Annotated in this window: 14 protein-coding genes; 1 reads left to right on the forward strand and 13 read right to left on the reverse strand. The window is 75.5% G+C overall.

Annotated features, from left to right (window positions below; translation table 11 throughout):
* Nucleotides 1-131 precede the first annotated feature (131 nt).
* Nucleotides 132-617, reverse strand: a complete 486-nt coding sequence (locus G1H19_RS05985) for a DnaJ family domain-containing protein (protein ID WP_152728587.1) — start codon at nucleotides 615-617, stop codon at nucleotides 132-134.
* A gap of 219 nt (nucleotides 618-836) precedes the next feature.
* Between G1H19_RS05985 and G1H19_RS05990 the strand changes: the two genes are divergently transcribed.
* On the forward strand, nucleotides 837-4058 hold the full coding sequence (locus G1H19_RS05990; RefSeq protein WP_152728585.1) for a DUF11 domain-containing protein: 3222 nt from the start codon (nucleotides 837-839) through the stop codon (nucleotides 4056-4058).
* An 861-nt stretch (nucleotides 4059-4919) separates the two neighbouring features.
* On the opposite strand, the gene G1H19_RS05995 is transcribed toward G1H19_RS05990, so the two are convergent.
* The 12 genes from G1H19_RS05995 to G1H19_RS06050 all read right to left on the reverse strand — a co-directional run bounded on the left by G1H19_RS05995 (nucleotide 4920) and on the right by G1H19_RS06050 (nucleotide 14962).
* Nucleotides 4920-5810, reverse strand: a complete 891-nt coding sequence (locus tag G1H19_RS05995) for a type II secretion system F family protein (protein ID WP_152728583.1) — start codon at nucleotides 5808-5810, stop codon at nucleotides 4920-4922.
* Nucleotides 5810-6751, reverse strand: a complete 942-nt coding sequence (locus G1H19_RS06000; RefSeq protein ID WP_152728581.1) for a type II secretion system F family protein — start codon at nucleotides 6749-6751, stop codon at nucleotides 5810-5812. The genes G1H19_RS05995 and G1H19_RS06000 overlap by 1 nt, the downstream gene beginning before the upstream one ends.
* Nucleotides 6751-8235, reverse strand: coding sequence for a CpaF family protein (locus G1H19_RS06005; protein ID WP_152728579.1), 1485 nt, complete (start codon nucleotides 8233-8235; stop codon nucleotides 6751-6753). The genes G1H19_RS06000 and G1H19_RS06005 overlap by 1 nt, the downstream gene beginning before the upstream one ends.
* Nucleotides 8232-9431 (reverse strand): AAA family ATPase, encoded by a 1200-nt coding sequence (locus G1H19_RS06010; protein WP_152728577.1) that lies wholly within the window; start codon nucleotides 9429-9431, stop codon nucleotides 8232-8234. Before G1H19_RS06010 ends, G1H19_RS06005 begins: the two co-directional genes overlap by 4 nt.
* Nucleotides 9428-10114, reverse strand: a complete 687-nt coding sequence (locus G1H19_RS06015; protein ID WP_152728575.1) for a CpaB family protein — start codon at nucleotides 10112-10114, stop codon at nucleotides 9428-9430. The genes G1H19_RS06010 and G1H19_RS06015 overlap by 4 nt, the downstream gene beginning before the upstream one ends.
* 106 nt (nucleotides 10115-10220) lie before the next feature.
* The gene (locus G1H19_RS06020) at nucleotides 10221-11255 is read right to left on the reverse strand and encodes a pilus assembly protein TadG-related protein (RefSeq protein WP_152728573.1); all 1035 of its coding nucleotides are present in this window, start codon (nucleotides 11253-11255) and stop codon (nucleotides 10221-10223) included.
* Nucleotides 11243-11734 carry a TadE/TadG family type IV pilus assembly protein gene (locus G1H19_RS06025; RefSeq protein WP_235928012.1) on the reverse strand — a complete coding sequence of 164 codons (492 nt, stop codon included), beginning with the start codon at nucleotides 11732-11734 and terminating at the stop codon, nucleotides 11243-11245. The genes G1H19_RS06020 and G1H19_RS06025 overlap by 13 nt, the downstream gene beginning before the upstream one ends.
* Before the next feature lie 133 nt (nucleotides 11735-11867).
* Nucleotides 11868-12119, reverse strand: a complete 252-nt coding sequence (locus tag G1H19_RS06030; protein ID WP_162392590.1) for a Flp family type IVb pilin — start codon at nucleotides 12117-12119, stop codon at nucleotides 11868-11870.
* Between the two features lie 214 nt (nucleotides 12120-12333).
* Nucleotides 12334-13026 (reverse strand): prepilin peptidase, encoded by a 693-nt coding sequence (locus tag G1H19_RS22985; RefSeq protein WP_152728571.1) that lies wholly within the window; start codon nucleotides 13024-13026, stop codon nucleotides 12334-12336.
* 231 nt (nucleotides 13027-13257) lie between these two features.
* Nucleotides 13258-13914, reverse strand: coding sequence for an AAA family ATPase (locus G1H19_RS06040; RefSeq protein WP_162392591.1), 657 nt, complete (start codon nucleotides 13912-13914; stop codon nucleotides 13258-13260).
* 237 nt (nucleotides 13915-14151) lie between these two features.
* The gene (locus tag G1H19_RS06045) at nucleotides 14152-14538 is read right to left on the reverse strand and encodes a VOC family protein (RefSeq protein WP_152728567.1); all 387 of its coding nucleotides are present in this window, start codon (nucleotides 14536-14538) and stop codon (nucleotides 14152-14154) included.
* A gap of 13 nt (nucleotides 14539-14551) precedes the next feature.
* Entirely contained in the window at nucleotides 14552-14962 is a 411-nt protein-coding gene (locus tag G1H19_RS06050; protein WP_152728565.1) for a VOC family protein, read from the reverse strand.
* Between the last annotated feature and the right edge of the window lie 26 nt (nucleotides 14963-14988).

Below are 14988 nucleotides of genomic sequence, written 5' to 3' on the forward strand. Positions count from 1 at the left end.
CCAGGTGTCCGGTGCGGTGGACGCCCGCAGCGGGCGTCACCAGGGCAACGGCACCGGGCCCGGCCTCCTGGAGCCGGACCGACCCGTCCGTGGACACGTCCACCCGCACGGGCGGTCCCGGGCCGACCTCGTCACCCAGCGTCGCCCTGCCGGGCCCGGCGTCGCAGCCACCCCCGCCGCGCGGGCGGTGCGGGCGTCGGTGGCGGCGGGACCGGGCGAGCCGCTCGCCAGTCCGCCACCAGCTGGTCGACGTCGACCAGCGGGGTGACCACGGTCGGGCCGTCCTGCGGACGGCGCCACATCGCCCGGACCCGGTCGTTGTAGTCGCCCAGCAGCAGGCGCACCTGCTGCTCGCTGCGCAGGCCCACGATCGTCAGCGGCAGCTCCTCCCACTCCTTGCGCAGCCGCAGGCCCATCGGCAGCATCACCCGCAGGTCCGGCTCCTGGCGCCGGGCCCACGCCACGGCCCAGTCGTAGCTGGTCTCGGTGCCGGTGCGCTGCGGCAGCGGGCGGCCGGTGCCGGGCAGGTCGTCGAAGGCACCCCGCTCCCGGGCGGCGCGGATCTGCTCGTCGACCCACGTCTCGAACGTCGTCCCCGACGGCTTGCGCTCGGTCACCGGTGTCCCTCCTGCCGTGGTGGTCCCCCCGCCCCAGTCTGCCCACCCACAGCGCCACCGCGCCCTCACCCGTTGAGGTCAGCGACGCGGGCACCGGCTCAACGCGCGGCCCGGCGGCGCCGATGCCCAGGTGACGGGCGCAGGTGCCCGGTGGCGGCCGCCACCGGGACCGCTCCCGGTCCGGTCCGCGCGCGGGCCGGCAGCGCGCAGAGGAGTGTCGTGGTCGTGTCGCTCGAGTCCTCCCGTCCGGTCCGGGCAGGGTGGTCCGCCCTGCTGGCCGTCGTGCTGGCAGCGGGCGTGGCGGTCGTCCACGGCACACCGCCCGCCCGCGCCGCCCAGGACCCGGTGGCCTGCACCAACGCGATCGGGCTGGTCAACGGCGGCTTCGAGGTGCCGTACCTCCCGCTCGGAGGCCAGGGCTTCTTCGACCAGTCGGTCGTACCCGGCTGGCTGACCACCGCGACCGACTCCTTCATCGAGTTCTGGGGGTCGGGCTTCAACCAGGTGCCGGCCGCCGTGGGCCGGCAGTTCGCCGAGCTGAACGCCACCCAGCCCTCCACGCTCTACCAGGACCTGCCCACCATCCCGGGCACCACGATGCGCTGGAGCCTGCGGCACCGCGGCCGGGAGGGCAACGACACCATGGCCGTGAACATCGGGCCCGCCGGCGGCACGCTCACCGAGCAGCGCCAGATCACCGACGGGAGGAACGCCTGGGGCTCGCACTCCGGCCTCTACACGGTGCCCGCCGGCCAGACCACCACCCGGTTCGCCTTCGCGGCGGTCAGCACCCACCGGGGCGGCCTCAGCGTCGGGAACTTCCTGGACGACGTCACCTTCGGCACCGCCGCCTGCGTGGTGGCCACCCAGACGGTCACCTCCCCCACCGGGGGCACCTGGGCCCGGGCCGGTGACGTGCTGACCCACACCGTCACGGCGAGCAGCGGCGGTGGGAACCCGGCCTCCAGCGCCGTCTTCACCGGCACGCTCCCGCCCGGCGTCAGCTACGTCCCGGGGTCGATCCGGGTCACGTCCGGGGGTGTCACCACAGCGCTCAGCGACGCGCCCGGTGACGACGTGGGCGACTACGACCTGCTGAACCGCCGGGTCACCGTCCGCCTGGGCACCGACGCCACCAGCTCGGCCGGCGGGCGACTCGACAGCGGCGACGTACGGGTCGTCACCTACCAGGTGGTGGTCAACCCCTCGATCACGGCCGCGACCGCCACCACCGAACCCACGGTGAGCTTCTTCGACCCGCTGACCGGCAGCACGAAGAACGCCCGGGCCAACCCGGCCGTCATCACGCTCAACCCGCTCGCCGACCTGACCACCGCCCTGGTGCGCAGCGGCCCCGGGCCGGTGGTCGCGGGCGCGCCTGTCCGGTACCGGGCGACCGTGACCAACCCCGGTCAGGCCGCCGAGCCCCGGGGGGAGTCCTCCGCGTTCTCCGCCCGGCTGACCAGCCAGCTGCCCAGCGGCCTCGGCGCGGTCACCGCGACGGTGCCCGGTGGCACGTGCACGGTCGCGAACGGCACCCTGACCTGCGAGCTGGGCACCATCGCCAAGGGCGAGACCCGGACGGTGACCGTGGACGGGACCCCCGCCGAGGACACACCGGTCGGCGCCGCGCTGGAGCTGCGGGTCACCGCGAGCACCGCCAGCCGCGACCTCGACGCCACCAACGACTCGGCGTCGGTCACCGACCCGGTCACCTTCTCCGCCGACCTCGGGGTGACGCTCGGCGCGACACCCTCCGGTCCGGCGGCCGGCACCGACATCACCTACGCGGCCGTGGTCACCAACCAGGGCCCGTCCCGGGCCCGCACGATCACCCTGACCGACGCCGTGCCGGCGGGCACCTCCTACGCCGGTGGCGACTGCACGTCGTCCCAGGAGGTCGGCGGGACCGTGCTCCGCTGCCCGGTGCCGGACCTCGGGCGGAAGCAGAGCACCACGGTGACCGTGGTGCTGCGTACCGATCCCAGCTCCACCGGGCAGGTCATGAACACGGTGACGGTGTCCGCCGCGACAGCCGACCCGTCCTCGGCCGACAACACCGCCGCGGTGCCCGTGGACCTGACGACCGTGGCCGATCTCGGGGTCACCCTGACCTCCGTGGCCGGCTCCACCGTCGCCGGCCAGGACGTCACCCACACGGCGGTGGTCGCCAACCGCGGCCCCTCCACGGCGCGCTCGGTGGGGCTGGCCTACTCCGTCGTCGTCGACGGTGCACCACCGCCGGCCGGCTTCGGCGTGACCGGCTCGGTGCCCGGCGGCAACTGCACGACCGACCCCACGCAGGTGGTCGCACCCGCCACCGCGCCCACCGTCCGGTGCACCCTGCCCGAACTGCTGCCCGGGGCGACGGCCACGGTCACCCTGGTGACCCGCACGGTGCCCGACCGCCCCGGCGCCCTGACCGGCACGGCCACGGCCACCAGCACCACCGCCGACCCGCAGACCGGTGACAACACCCGCAGCCTGACCACCGCGCTCACGACGCCGTCCGACGTCCGGGCGGTGCTGACGGTGCGCGACACCGACGACGTGGCCCCGACCAACGTCCGGCTCGGCGGCTCGACCACCTTCACCCTCGGGGTGACCAACGACGGGCCCGCCACGGCGCGGGGCACCACGGTCTCGATCGCGGTGCCCGCCGGGGCACGGGCCACGCTGGACGCCGGCGGCCCGTGCGCCGGCCTCGCCGGCTGCACCCTCGCCGCGATCCCCGTCGGCACGACCGTCACCCTGACCGGCACCCTGGACGCCGGGACGGCGGCGGCCGGCGCGGCGATCGTGACCGCGGTCGCCACCCCGACGACGGCCGACCCCGACCCGGCGAACAACACCGCCGAGGTGGCCCTGCAGATCGGGGCGCCGGCGCTGCAGCTGTCGGTCATCGGGGCGATCGCCGACCCCCGCCGGACCCTCGGGGCCGGTGTCGGGGACCTCGTGTTCTGGACCTACGTGGTGACCAACACCGGCGACGTGCCGGTGAGCGGCCTGGACGCGGTGCTCCCGGGGGGTGCCGCGGTGACCGGCGCAACGACGTGCCAGCCGGGCATCCTCCCGGTCGGGCAGACCACGGCCTGCCGGGCGACGGCCGCCCAGCGGGTCGGGCCGGACGACCTGCAGGCGCTGGAGGTGACCACCACGGTGCAGGCGCTCGGGTCGTGGGGCGGCGGCATCGAGCTGCGCACGCCGCCGGCCACCGGGGCCCTGCGGACGGTGCTGCCGCTGATGCTGGTGCCCACCGAGCTGCTGACCGGCCCGGCGCCGATCGACGTCGAGCTGCGGCCGGCCGCGGCCGCGACGCTGGTCGACTCCCCCGGCGCCCCGGCCGGCAGTGGCCAGCCCGCCCTGCTGGCGACCGCGCTGCTGCTGGTCGGCGCCGCCACCGCCCTGGCGCTGCGCACCCTGCACCGCCGGCGGGCCTGACCCCGCAGGACAGCACGCCGCCGACCAGGCGCACCCGGTCCCATGACCGGGTGCGCTTGGCGTAGTACCGGGTGCGCCTGGCGTCGTCCGGCGGCTGCCCGTGGCGCCGGGGGACCCCCTGCCCCTCCGGGCGGACGCAGGTGGCCCGGCCGCGCTCTGGCCGCCTGATCCCACCGGGCCGAGCCCACTGAACCCACCGGGCCGAGCCCACTGATCCCACCGGGCCGAGCCCTGTGATCCCGCCGGGCGGAGCCCTCGGGCCACCCGCGCCGCGGCGGAGTTCCTCGGCTCGACGCTGTCGGTGCGGCTGACCTGTTCGGCGGATGCCCGTGACCCCGCGGGGCCGATCGGCCTCCGGTGACCCGTCGGTGGTGCCCGGTCCCGACGGAACGGGGGCCGCACGCCCCGGCACGAGCGGCCGCGACCGGCCCGCGGGCCCAGGACGACGACTGCCTCGGGTCGCCCAGGCGGGAGGCGACACCGGTGGGAGCGTCCCGGGGCCGGGACGCGGGGCACCGCACCTGCCGTGGCGCCTCCCCGACCCCGCCTCGCCCCTCCCGCCCACCGACCACGACCAGCTGCTCACGCGCTGCCGAGCTGCGCTCCCCCGCGGCCCGGGGCCGGAGGGACCGCGCGGTACCGCCCACGTCCGGAGGGGCAGACGGACGTGGGCAGAGCACGAGGTGCCGCCGCCACCGGACGCAGCGGGCGACGTCCTGCACATGCCCCTGGGATGGCCGGCACAGCCGTTGCCGTCGGCACGGAGTCCGACGTGGCGACGGGACGCCGGCAGCACGCAGCCGCGCGCCGGACCGAGGAGTCCTCGGTCCGGCGCGCGGCTGCGTGCCCGTCGGTGCGGCGTCAGCCCAGCGAGGCCGACAGCCCCATCACGGCGGGCCCGACGACGACGATCAGCAGGGCGGGCAGGATGCAGACCATCAGCGGGAAGGTGACCTTGACCGGCACCTTCATCGCCGCCTCCTCCGCCCGCTGCCGGCGCTTGACGCGCATCTCCTCCGCCTGCACGCGCAGCACGTCGGAGATCGAGACGCCGTAGGCGTCGGCCTGGTTCACCGCGCCCACGAAGCGCTGCACGTCGGGCACGTGCGAGCGGCGCACCAGCGCCTCGTAGGCCTCGCGCCGGGGACGACCCACCGAGATGTCCTGCACGGTGCGGGTCAGCTCCTCGGCCAGCGGGCCGGTGCCGTTGGCGGCGGCCCGGGACAGCGCCGCCTCGAAGCCCAGACCCGCGGCCACCGAGATCACCATCTGGTCCAGCACGTCGGGCAGCTGGCGGGCGATCTTCTGCTGCCGGTCCTTGCCGCGCGCGGAGAGCACGAGCTCGGGCAGGTGGTAGACGCCGATCGGGGCCAGCAGTAGCACGAGCGCGCTGAGCGGGCCGGGCGAGCCGAGGAACCACAGCCCGGCGAGGGCGCCGACACCGACGCCCAGCCAGACCTTGGCCCACAGCACCCGCATCATCGTCCAGCCCTGGGGCCAGCCCGCGACGTCGAGCAGGCGGCGCACCCGCCGGGCCGCCACCTCGGGGGTGAGCGTGCGCAGCAGCGCGCCGGAGCCGGTGCCGCGGGACTCCAGTGTCCCGGTCTGCGCCACGACGGTGCTGGCCAGGCCGCGGGTGAGGTTGCGGCGGGCGATCGACGTCGAGCGGCCGGTGCTGCGCAGCGACCGGTGGAGCAGCCAGGCGAGCGGCAGCACGACCGCCAGCACCGCGGATGTCACGACGACGTCCATCAGTAGTCCACCTCCACGGTCTTCCGGATCCAGACGGCGCCGACGACCATGAGCACGCCGGCGAGAGCGAGGGCGGTGAGACCGCCCGAGGAGGCGGTGAGCCGGCCGACGTAGTCCGGGGAGACGAGCAGCAGCACCCCGGTGATGGCGAAGGGCAGCACCAGCAGCACGATGCCGGAGATGCGGCCCTCGGCGGACAGTGCGCGGGCCTGGCGACGCAGCTGGCCGCGCTCGCGGATGGTGCCGCTGACCCGGTCCAGCACCTCGGCCAGGTTGCCGCCCACCTCGCGGTGGATCGCGATGGCCTGCACGACCCAGGCGAAGTCGTCGCTCTGCGTGCGCTCGACGACCTCCTCCAGGGCGGCGTTGAGGTCGCGCCCGACGCGGGTCTCGTTCACCACCCGGGAGAACTCCTCGGCGATCGGGGCCTGGGTGTCGTGGCTGACGGTGTCCAGCGCGCGCAGCACGCTGTGCCCGGCGCGGAGGCTGCCGGCCATGAGCTGCAGGGCGTCGTCCAGCTGGTCCAGGAAGGCGGCCTGCCGGCGCCGGATGGCGCGGGTGACCACCACGTAGGCGCCGAGCGGCGCCAGGGCGGCGCCGACCAGGCCCAGCAGCGGGCCGCCGGCCAGCAGGCAGACCGCGCCGAGGCCCAGCGCCGCCCCACCGGTGATGACGACGACCTCGGCCGGGCGCTGGCGCATGCCACCGCGCTCCAGCGCGGCCTCGAGCGTGTCGAGCCGGCCCGACCGCTGCAGCAGCTGGTCGACGCGGGCGGTGGTGCCCTCGGCGGCCGAGGCGAGGCCGGTCGCCGGCGCCGCCGACGGCGCGGACGTCAGCCGGGACAGCGGGACCTGGGCGCGGCGGGGACCGGCCAGGGCCAGCACACCGAGGGCGAGGGCGAGGGCGACCAGCGCCACGCCGAGCCACACGGCGGCGGGCATCAGCCACGCCCCAGGGACGGCGCGCGCGGGGCGGGGGCGGCGAACACGCGCGGGGAGACGGAGATGCCGAGCTCCTCGAAGCGCTGGGTGAAGCGCGGGCGCACCCCGGTGGGCACGGCGTGGCCGATGATCCGGCCGTTGAGGTCGGTGCCGCCGGAGTGGTCGAAGACGTAGGCGTCCTGCAGCGTCACCTTGTCGCCCTCCATGCCCTGCACCTCGGTGACGTGGGTGATCCGGCGGGTGCCGTCGCGCAGCCGGCTGATCTGCACGATGACGTCCACGGCGGAGGCGACCTGCTCCCGCACCGCGCGCAGCGGCAGGTCCATGCCGGCCATCAGCACCAGGGTCTCCAGGCGGGCGATCGCGTCACGCGGGGTGTTGGCGTGCACCGTGGACAGCGAGCCGTCGTGGCCGGTGTTCATGGCCTGCAGCATGTCCAGGCTCTCCCCGCCGCGGACCTCGCCGACGACGATCCGGTCGGGCCGCATGCGCAGCGAGTTGCGCACCAGCTCGCGGATGCCGATCTCGCCCTTGCCCTCGATGTTCGCCGGGCGGGACTCCAGCCGGACGACGTGCTCCTGCTGCAGCTGCAGCTCGACGGCGTCCTCGATGGTGATGATCCGCTCGGTCTCCGGGATGAAGGAGCTGAGCACGTTGAGCAGGGTGGTCTTCCCGGTGCCGGTGCCGCCGGCGACGATGATGTTGAGCCGGGCCTCCACGCAGGCGCGCAGCAGCTCGGCCATGTCCGGGGACAGGGTGCCGAAGCCGATCAGGTCGGTGACCTGCAACGGCTCCCGGGCGAACTTGCGGATGGTCAGCGAGGAGCCGCTGAAGGCCAGCGGCGGGATGATCGCGTTGACGCGGGAGCCGTCGGGCAGCCGGGCGTCGACCAGCGGCGAGGACTCGTCGATGCGGCGGCCCACCCGGGAGACGATCCGCTCGATGACCCGGCGCAGGTGTGCCTCGGAGGCGAACGACGTGGTGGTCAGCGTGAGCCGGCCACGCCGCTCGACGTAGACCCGGTCCGGGCCGTTGACCATGATCTCGGTGACGTCGGTGTCCTCCAGCAGCGGCTGCAGCGGGCCGTAGCCGAGCACCTCGTCGGTGATCTCGCTCATCAGCCGGCGGCGGTCCTCACCGGACAGCGCGGTCTGCTCGTTGGCCAGCACGCGCTGCAGCTCGGTGCGCACCAGCGCGTGCAGCTGGTCCTCGGGCAGGTCCGGGTCGGAGATCTTGTTGCCCAGGCGCTCGAACAGCGCGCGGCTGGCGCGGTCCTTCAGCCGGCTCAGGGCGTCGGTCGGCCCACTGGTCGCGGCGTCCGACCCGCCCGGGCGGCCACCGTCGGACTCGACGGTGGTGGCCACCCGCGCTGCCAGGCTGGTCGCCGGAGCCTGCACCGCGGCCGCGGCGCGGGCGAGGAGGACCGGGTCCGGGCCGAGCACCTGCTCCCCGCGCGCGGTGGCGATGCGGTCGGTGAGGGTCATCGGGCACCGGCCCGCAGGCGGCCGAGCAGGCCCGGGCGGCTGGGTGCCGCGTCGGGCAGGAAGCGGCCGAGCAGCGTCTGCAGGCCCTTGGTCACCGCGTCCCGGCCACCGGTCTGCAGCAGCGGCACCCCGGTGTTGGTGGACAGCGCCACCGCGCCGGCACGGGGCAGGACGACGTCCAGCGGGGCGCCGATGGTGGTCTCGATGTCGGCGGTCGACAGTGCGCCGGCGGCGTCCCACATGTTGAGCACCAGGTGGCGGCGGGCCGGCACCAGGGCGAGCTCCTGGAGCACGTCGAGCTCCTTGCGCATGCCGCGCACGCCGGGCACGTCGGCCCCGCTCATGAGCACCAGGTCGGTGGCCTGCTCCAGCACCGTGAGGGTGTGGTCGGACAGGCCGGGCGCGGTGTCGACGACGACGTAGCGGAACTCCGTGCTCAGCGTGGCGATCAGCTGCGCGACCTGCGCCGACGTCACGGCGTCGCCGGCCGCCGGCGAGTCGCTGCCGGCCACCACGTACAGCCCGCTGGGGTGCCGGGTGAGGAACGTCTTGAGCACCAGCGGGTCGCTGCTGGCGGCCCCGTTCACCGTGTCGGGCAGGGTGAACTCCGGCGCCAGGGCCAGCGCGCTCGCGACGTCGCCGAACTGCATGTCCAGGTCGACGATCACGGTGGAGCCGCGGCCGGACCGGGCCAGGCCGACGGCGAGGTTGGTGGAGACGGTGGTCTTGCCGACCCCGCCCTTCGCCGAGGCGACGACGACGACCCGGTGGTCCGGGCCCTGGTCCGGGCCCGGGCCGTGGCCCGCGACGGGCCGGGTGGCCTCGGCGCGGGCCCGGGCCACGGTGCCGCAGCGGTGCAGCACGGCGGCGACGTCGTCCTGACCGGCGTCCGGGCCGAGCACGTCGCGGACGCCGGAGCGCATCGCGGCGACCCACAGGTCGGGGTCGGAGGGCCCGACCAGGACCACGCTGAGCGGGATCGCCCAGACGTCGACCTGCGCGGCCAGGCCCAGGGCCCGGTCCAGCGGGACGTCGGTGCCGAGGACGAGGACCTCCGGCTGGCCGGCCTCCTCCAGGCGGGCCATCAGGCCGCCCGGGGCCTCCAGCGCCGCGACACCCAGGTGGGTGGCGCTGCTGACGGCGTCGAGGTGCTGGGCCAGGGGGGCGCCCACGCCGATGGTCAGGACGGTGGTCATGCCTGCTCTCCGGTGGTCGGGGTGGTGGCCGGGTCGGGGGTGACGGTGCCCGGCGTGGAGCCCGGGCGGGCGGCCTCCTGCAGCGAGAGCCAGACGGTGCCGTCCTGCATGCCGGCGATCACGGCGGTGCTCTGCGGGCCGTCGAGGGCGAGGGTGACGGTGACCGTGGTGGCGCCGTCCCCGCCGGTGGACCGGGTGACCAGGACGTCGTCGACGACCTGAGAGACGCCGTCGCCGAAGACGAGCACGCCCACCCGGTCGCCGGCCTTGACCGCACCGTTGACCGCCTGCTGCGGCTGCAGGCTCAGGCTGACCTCCTGCGTGCCGGCCGGTGCCGCGACGGTGCCGGCGGGCAGCAGCGTCGAGGGGTCCACGAAGCGCTCGGCCAGCACCTGCTCACCGGGCAGCAGCGCGGCGGTGGTGACCCGGCCGGTGAGGTCGGTCAGCTCCGCCACGCGGCCCGGGGCGGCGAGCCGGGCGGGCACCTGGGCGGTGGAGACCGAGCCCGCCAGCGCGGCGGCGTCCGTGCCGGCCGGGACGGGGCTGGTCACGACCAGCACGGGGACCAGCTGCTCGCCGGCCTGGGCGCGGGCGTCGGCCGAGTTGACGTAGCCGACGAGGACGACCGCTCCGACGGCGGCGATGAGGAACGCCGCGACGGCGGCGAGGAGGCGGCGCTGCATGATGGTCGTCCTTGGGTCGTGAGCGGGAGTGAGCGGTGGGTCGGGCGGGGTGGTCGGGCGCTGGTCACGGGCCGGTCGTCACGGGCCGGGGTTCACGGGTCGGTGTTCACGGGCTCTCGACCAGCCGGACGTCGGACGGGACCTCGGTGGCCCGGGCCGGGTCGGCGAGGCCGGTGGAGAAGCCCCACACCCCGCCGCGGTCGGTGACGCCCATGACGTGGAAGCCCATGTGGTCCCAGACGCGGTACTGGTCGCCCGAGCGCTCGGCGTAGATCGGCAGGACGATCTCGTAGCCGCCGTGCTCCCAGCCGTCCGGGGCGCCGAACTGGCCGCTGGCCACGCAGACCCGCTTGTCGAAGGTGACCGGCTCGAAGGTCTCGCCGGTGACGTCGCGACCCTTGGCCGACGTGGTGCCGCACTCGGCGCCGTCATCGGTGGGGGTCATGACGCTCTTCGGCACGGTGATCGAGACGTCGCCCGGGCCGGTGCAGGTGTCGTTGCCGGTCCAGTCGCCAGGGGTGATCTCCTGGCGCGGGGGCAGGAGCAGCACCACCCCGTCGGACGCGGTGGTCACCGTCTGCTCGGGCAGGTCGAGCCAACGGCAGTAGGACAGGGCCAGCGGGTGCGCCGCGGGGTACGCGTTGGTGGCCGGCGCCCAGACGGCCGTGGCGGAGACCGTGACGGGGTCGGGGGTGAAGCCCAGCGTCTCCATGATGGTGCTGTCGGGAATGGCGGTGGTGGTCACGGTGACCGTCCGGTTCTCCTCCGACAGCCCGTGGCCGTGGTCGCTGCCGCCGCCGTTCTCGGCCACCATGGTCGCCACCTGGTCGGTGACGTCGGCAGGCTCCGGGCAGCTGCTCGCGCCGACCCGCTGGCGCGCGGCCTTCTCGTCGGACGGGGTGAGGGCCGGGGCCGCGGGGTCGGGGCGGGCGCACTCCAGGGCGATGGCGAGGGCGGCGGCGTCGGCGGCGTTGCGCAGCACCTGGGCGTCCCGGCGGACCGACGCGGTGTCGATGGCCAGCGCGGCGAACGCGAGCAGGACGGTCATGGCCAGGGCGACGAACACCGCGATCGCGCCGCGCTCCTCGGCCAGCCGGCCGCCGAGCCGTGTTCCGCCGACGGTGGCGGTCAGCCGCCGCATCGCATGACCGCCGTCCCGGTGAGTTCCTTCGAGAGCCCGAGGAGCCCGGAGGCGAGCGGCTGGTCGTAGGTGACCGTCACGGTGACGGTCTGGGTGATGTCCATGTCCTCGCGACCGGGGGTCGCGTCGGGGTCGGCGGGCACCGTGGCCGGATCGGCGTCGGAGGCCCGACGGCAGAGGTCCGGGGAGACGACGACCTCCCCGGCCAGGACCGGGAGGGAGCCGGCCGCAACGAGCACGGCCTCCTCGGCCGCATCGGTGTCGTTGGTCAGCGCCATGACCCGGGCGCCCTCCCGGGCGGCCGCGCTGAGCGAGGCCTGGACCTGCATGAGCCGGCTGAGGTCCACGATCCCGAGGACGATCAGGAAGAGCGTCGGGACGAGGAGCGCGAACTCGACGGCCGCAGCCCCGCGGTCGCCGAGCAGCCGGGCGCCGAAGCGGCTCCGGGTGGCTTGGCAAGCGGCAGTAGTGGCGGTCACGTCGGGTTCCTCTCGGGGTCTTCGTGGTGACGTCCTGCACGGGGTCTTCTGCGCGGGCGTGGCGGCCGGCTCACGATGGAGCCGGCCGCTGAACCCGTTGTGCTGCGCGAGGCGCAGCCGATGAAGCGGTACGTCAGGAGGTCGGCGCGGTGCTGGTGGTCGGGACGGCCTTCGGCGCTTCGATGCTGATGCCGTCGAACAGCGTCTTCAACTTTCCGCCGAAGGCGCCTACGGCGACCACGACGGCGATGGCGATCAGCCCGACGAGCAGCGCGTACTCGACGGCGCTGGCGCCGCGCTCGCCCTTGAGGGACTCGACCCGGCCGCTGACGCGGTCGGCGGTCACGAGGGACAGGGTGTACAGGCTCTGGAACAGCGTGACCACGGTCATCTCCATGCGGTGTGGCAGCCGTCGCTGGGTCCGGGTCGGGATGACTCGGGAACGCGGCCTCGCGACTGGTGTCGACCAGTGCGGGCACCGACCACAGCCGGGACCGTCCGAGTTCACCCCTCGGGAGGAGAGAGGCCCGGTCGTGACGGTGCGCAGTCCCGCACCACCTGGTCGGGCGACGGGCGGGCAGCTCGCCCGGGCGACCGGCTCAGCGGGGCAGCAGGGCCCAGCCGTCGGTCAGCAGCAGGGCGAGCAGGGTGCCGCCGAGCAGCGCCGGGCCGAAGGGCAGGTCGGCCTTGCGACCCACCCGCCGGGCGGCGAGCAGCCCCAGCGCGAGCACCGCCTGCAGCACGAAGGCCAGCCAGAAGCCGGCGAGCACGACCGGCCACCCCAGCCACCCGAGGTACAGGCCGAGGAACGCGGCGAGCTTCACGTCGCCCATGCCCATGCCGGTCGGCGCGACCAGCACCATCACCAGCAGCACCAGGTAGCAGGCACCGGCGGCGAGCACCGCGCGGCGCAGTGCCGGCCAGCCGTCGTCGAACGCGGCGCTGCCGGTGAAGAGCACCAGCGCTACGACGATGCCGGGCAGCACGACACGGTTGGGCAACCGCTGCTCAGCCAGGTCGACGATCGCCAGCAGCACCCCGACCGCGAGGAACCACAGCCACGGCACCAGCTCGACCGTCACGCCGAGCCGCAGCACGAGCACCGCGGCGAGCACGCCGCCCACCAGCTCGGGCAGCGGGGCGCCCACCACCCGCACCCGGTGCGACGGCGCGGCCGGCGGTCCACCGACCGGCACCGGGACCGGGCTCAGCGAGCGGACAGCCCGGTGGTCGACGACCCGCCCGAGCACCGCACCGGCGACCAGAGCACTGGCCACCAGGACAGGGGTCACGACCCCGCGTCCGGGCTCAGCGGGCTCAGCGGGCTCACCCGCCGAGCGTCCCACGCACCCGGCACTCCCCCACCGCACCACGCCGACACCTCACCCGGCCGGGAGATCAGCCGGCCGGCCAGCCAGCCGACGGGAGGCCGGCCCGGCCGGGGGCCAGCCCGGCAGAAGGCCAACCGGACAGGGGGCGGGCCGGCGCGCGAGGTCGGCGGGCAGCTCGGTGAGGCGGGGAGGTCAGACCCTCCCGAGCCCCTGGACGTCGTCCAGGGCCAGTCGTGCCGCCTGCTCCCGACTCACCACCCACACCGCCCGCTCCCGCCCCGCCACCTGCCCCCAACCCGCCACAATGGCCATCTTGGCGGGCTGTTCGTGTCGATACTGGAGCTGGTCGGAGGCCCGGTCGGCGGTCTGGACGGCGTCCTGCAGGAGCTGGTGCCAGCGGGTGGTGTGCCGCCGCATGGACCGGGTGGGCACCACGCGGCCCCGTGCCCGCTGGCCCTCGGCGGCCAGCTCGGGCGGGGTGTCCAGCAGCACCTGGCGCACCACCCGGCCGCGGCGTCGGGCGGCCCGGAGCACCGCGGCCCGCCACCGCGGGCTGGTCCACGGGTCGGTGAGCGCGACGACGGGCGCCGGGCCGGCGACGGTACGCAGCACCCGGAGCCGGTGCAGCAGGTGCACGGCCGGCCGCAGCACCCGGTACGGCACCCCGGGGGCGGCGCGGTGGGCGCGGCCGGCCACCTGCTCGGAGTCCAGCGCGGTGACGCCGGGTGGGGCGTCGGCGAGCAGCCGGCGCAGCAGGGTGGTCTTGCCGCTGCCGGGCAGGCCGCCGATCACGAGCAGGACCGGATGGGCGGGGACGGGGTCGGTCCGGCTCGGTGCGTGCGTCGGCACGGTGCAACTCCTCAGGTGGACGCCGTCCACGGTCCCAGGCCGCGCTCGGCGCCGGCCGGGTGCCGGCTGGGTGCCAGCTGTGAGCGCGGACCGGGCGGAGCCGCCACAACCCCCCGGCCGCCCGCAGCCCTGGGGCACCGTCGGCGCGTCCGGCCGTGCCGACGGTGACCCGGGAGTGCCGTCGGTGGGGCCCCCGCTCCCCGGATCCCCACCGGGCCCGGCCGCGCAGAGCCGGCGTCAGTAGGCGTCGCCGGTGCGCCAGGGCATCTGCTGGAGGGTCCACCCGTTGCCGTCCGGGTCGGCGAAGCCCGCGTAGAGCACCCCGCCACCGACGTCCTGCACCGGCCCCACGTCGACTCCCCGGTCGACGAGGTCGGCGCGGGCCTGCGCGATGTCGGCGACGACCAGGTGCAGGCCGCGCACCGACCCCGGCTGCCCGCCGTAGGCGTCCAGGCCGGTGCCCAGGCTGATCGAGCAGGCCGACCCCGGCGGCGTCAGCTGCACCACCCGCACGCCGTCGGCAGGCCGCACGTCGACGTCGACGACGAACCCGAGCCGCTCGGCGTAGAAGGCCGTCGCCCGGTCGACGTCGGCGACCGGGAGCGGCACCAGTTCCAGCTTCATGTGCACCGGGGGCTCAGGCGGCCGGCTCGGAGACGTTCACCATCCAGTCGACGCCGAACCGGTCGGTGCACATGCCGAACTCGTCGCCCCACATCTGCTTCTCCAGCGGCACGCTGACGCTGCCGCCGTCGGACAGCTTCGCGAACCAGCCGCGCAGGTCGTCGGCGTCGTCACCGCTGAGGCTGACGGAGATGCTGCTGCCCTCTGAGCGCTCCATGCCCTCGGGCCGGTCGGAGACCATCAGCGTGAAGCCGGACGGCGTCTCCAGCTGGCCGTGCATGACCTTGGTGGCCTCCGGGCCCTCGGTGCCCATGTCGCCGAAGGTCATGGCGGTGAACTCACCGCCGAACACGTCGCGGTAGAACTCCAGGGCCTGGCGGGCCTCGTGGTCGAGGTTGATGTAGGGGTTGAGGCGCGAGGCCATGGCGGGTCCTCCTCGTGGGGGGCGGC

It is taken from the genome of Goekera deserti, assembly GCF_010685995.1.
Classification (GTDB): Bacteria; Actinomycetota; Actinomycetes; order Mycobacteriales; family Geodermatophilaceae; genus Goekera; species Goekera deserti.

Excerpts from the sequence above, each read along its gene's own strand:
- G1H19_RS06000 (WP_152728581.1), bottom strand. The coding sequence starts at position 6,751 with ATGCCCGCCGCCGTGTGGCTCGGCGTGGCGCTGGTCGCCCTCGCCCTC.
- G1H19_RS06015 (WP_152728575.1), bottom strand. The coding sequence starts at position 10,114 with ATGCAGCGCCGCCTCCTCGCCGCCGTCGCGGCGTTCCTCATCGCCGCC.
- G1H19_RS06005 (WP_152728579.1), bottom strand. The coding sequence starts at position 8,235 with ATGACCCTCACCGACCGCATCGCCACCGCGCGCGGGGAGCAGGTGCTC.
- G1H19_RS06050 (WP_152728565.1), bottom strand. The coding sequence starts at position 14,962 with ATGGCCTCGCGCCTCAACCCCTACATCAACCTCGACCACGAGGCCCGC.
- G1H19_RS05995 (WP_152728583.1), bottom strand. The coding sequence starts at position 5,810 with ATGGACGTCGTCGTGACATCCGCGGTGCTGGCGGTCGTGCTGCCGCTC.
- G1H19_RS06045 (WP_152728567.1), bottom strand. The coding sequence starts at position 14,538 with ATGAAGCTGGAACTGGTGCCGCTCCCGGTCGCCGACGTCGACCGGGCG.
- G1H19_RS06010 (WP_152728577.1), bottom strand. The coding sequence starts at position 9,431 with ATGACCACCGTCCTGACCATCGGCGTGGGCGCCCCCCTGGCCCAGCAC.
- G1H19_RS06020 (WP_152728573.1), bottom strand. The coding sequence starts at position 11,255 with ATGCGGCGGCTGACCGCCACCGTCGGCGGAACACGGCTCGGCGGCCGG.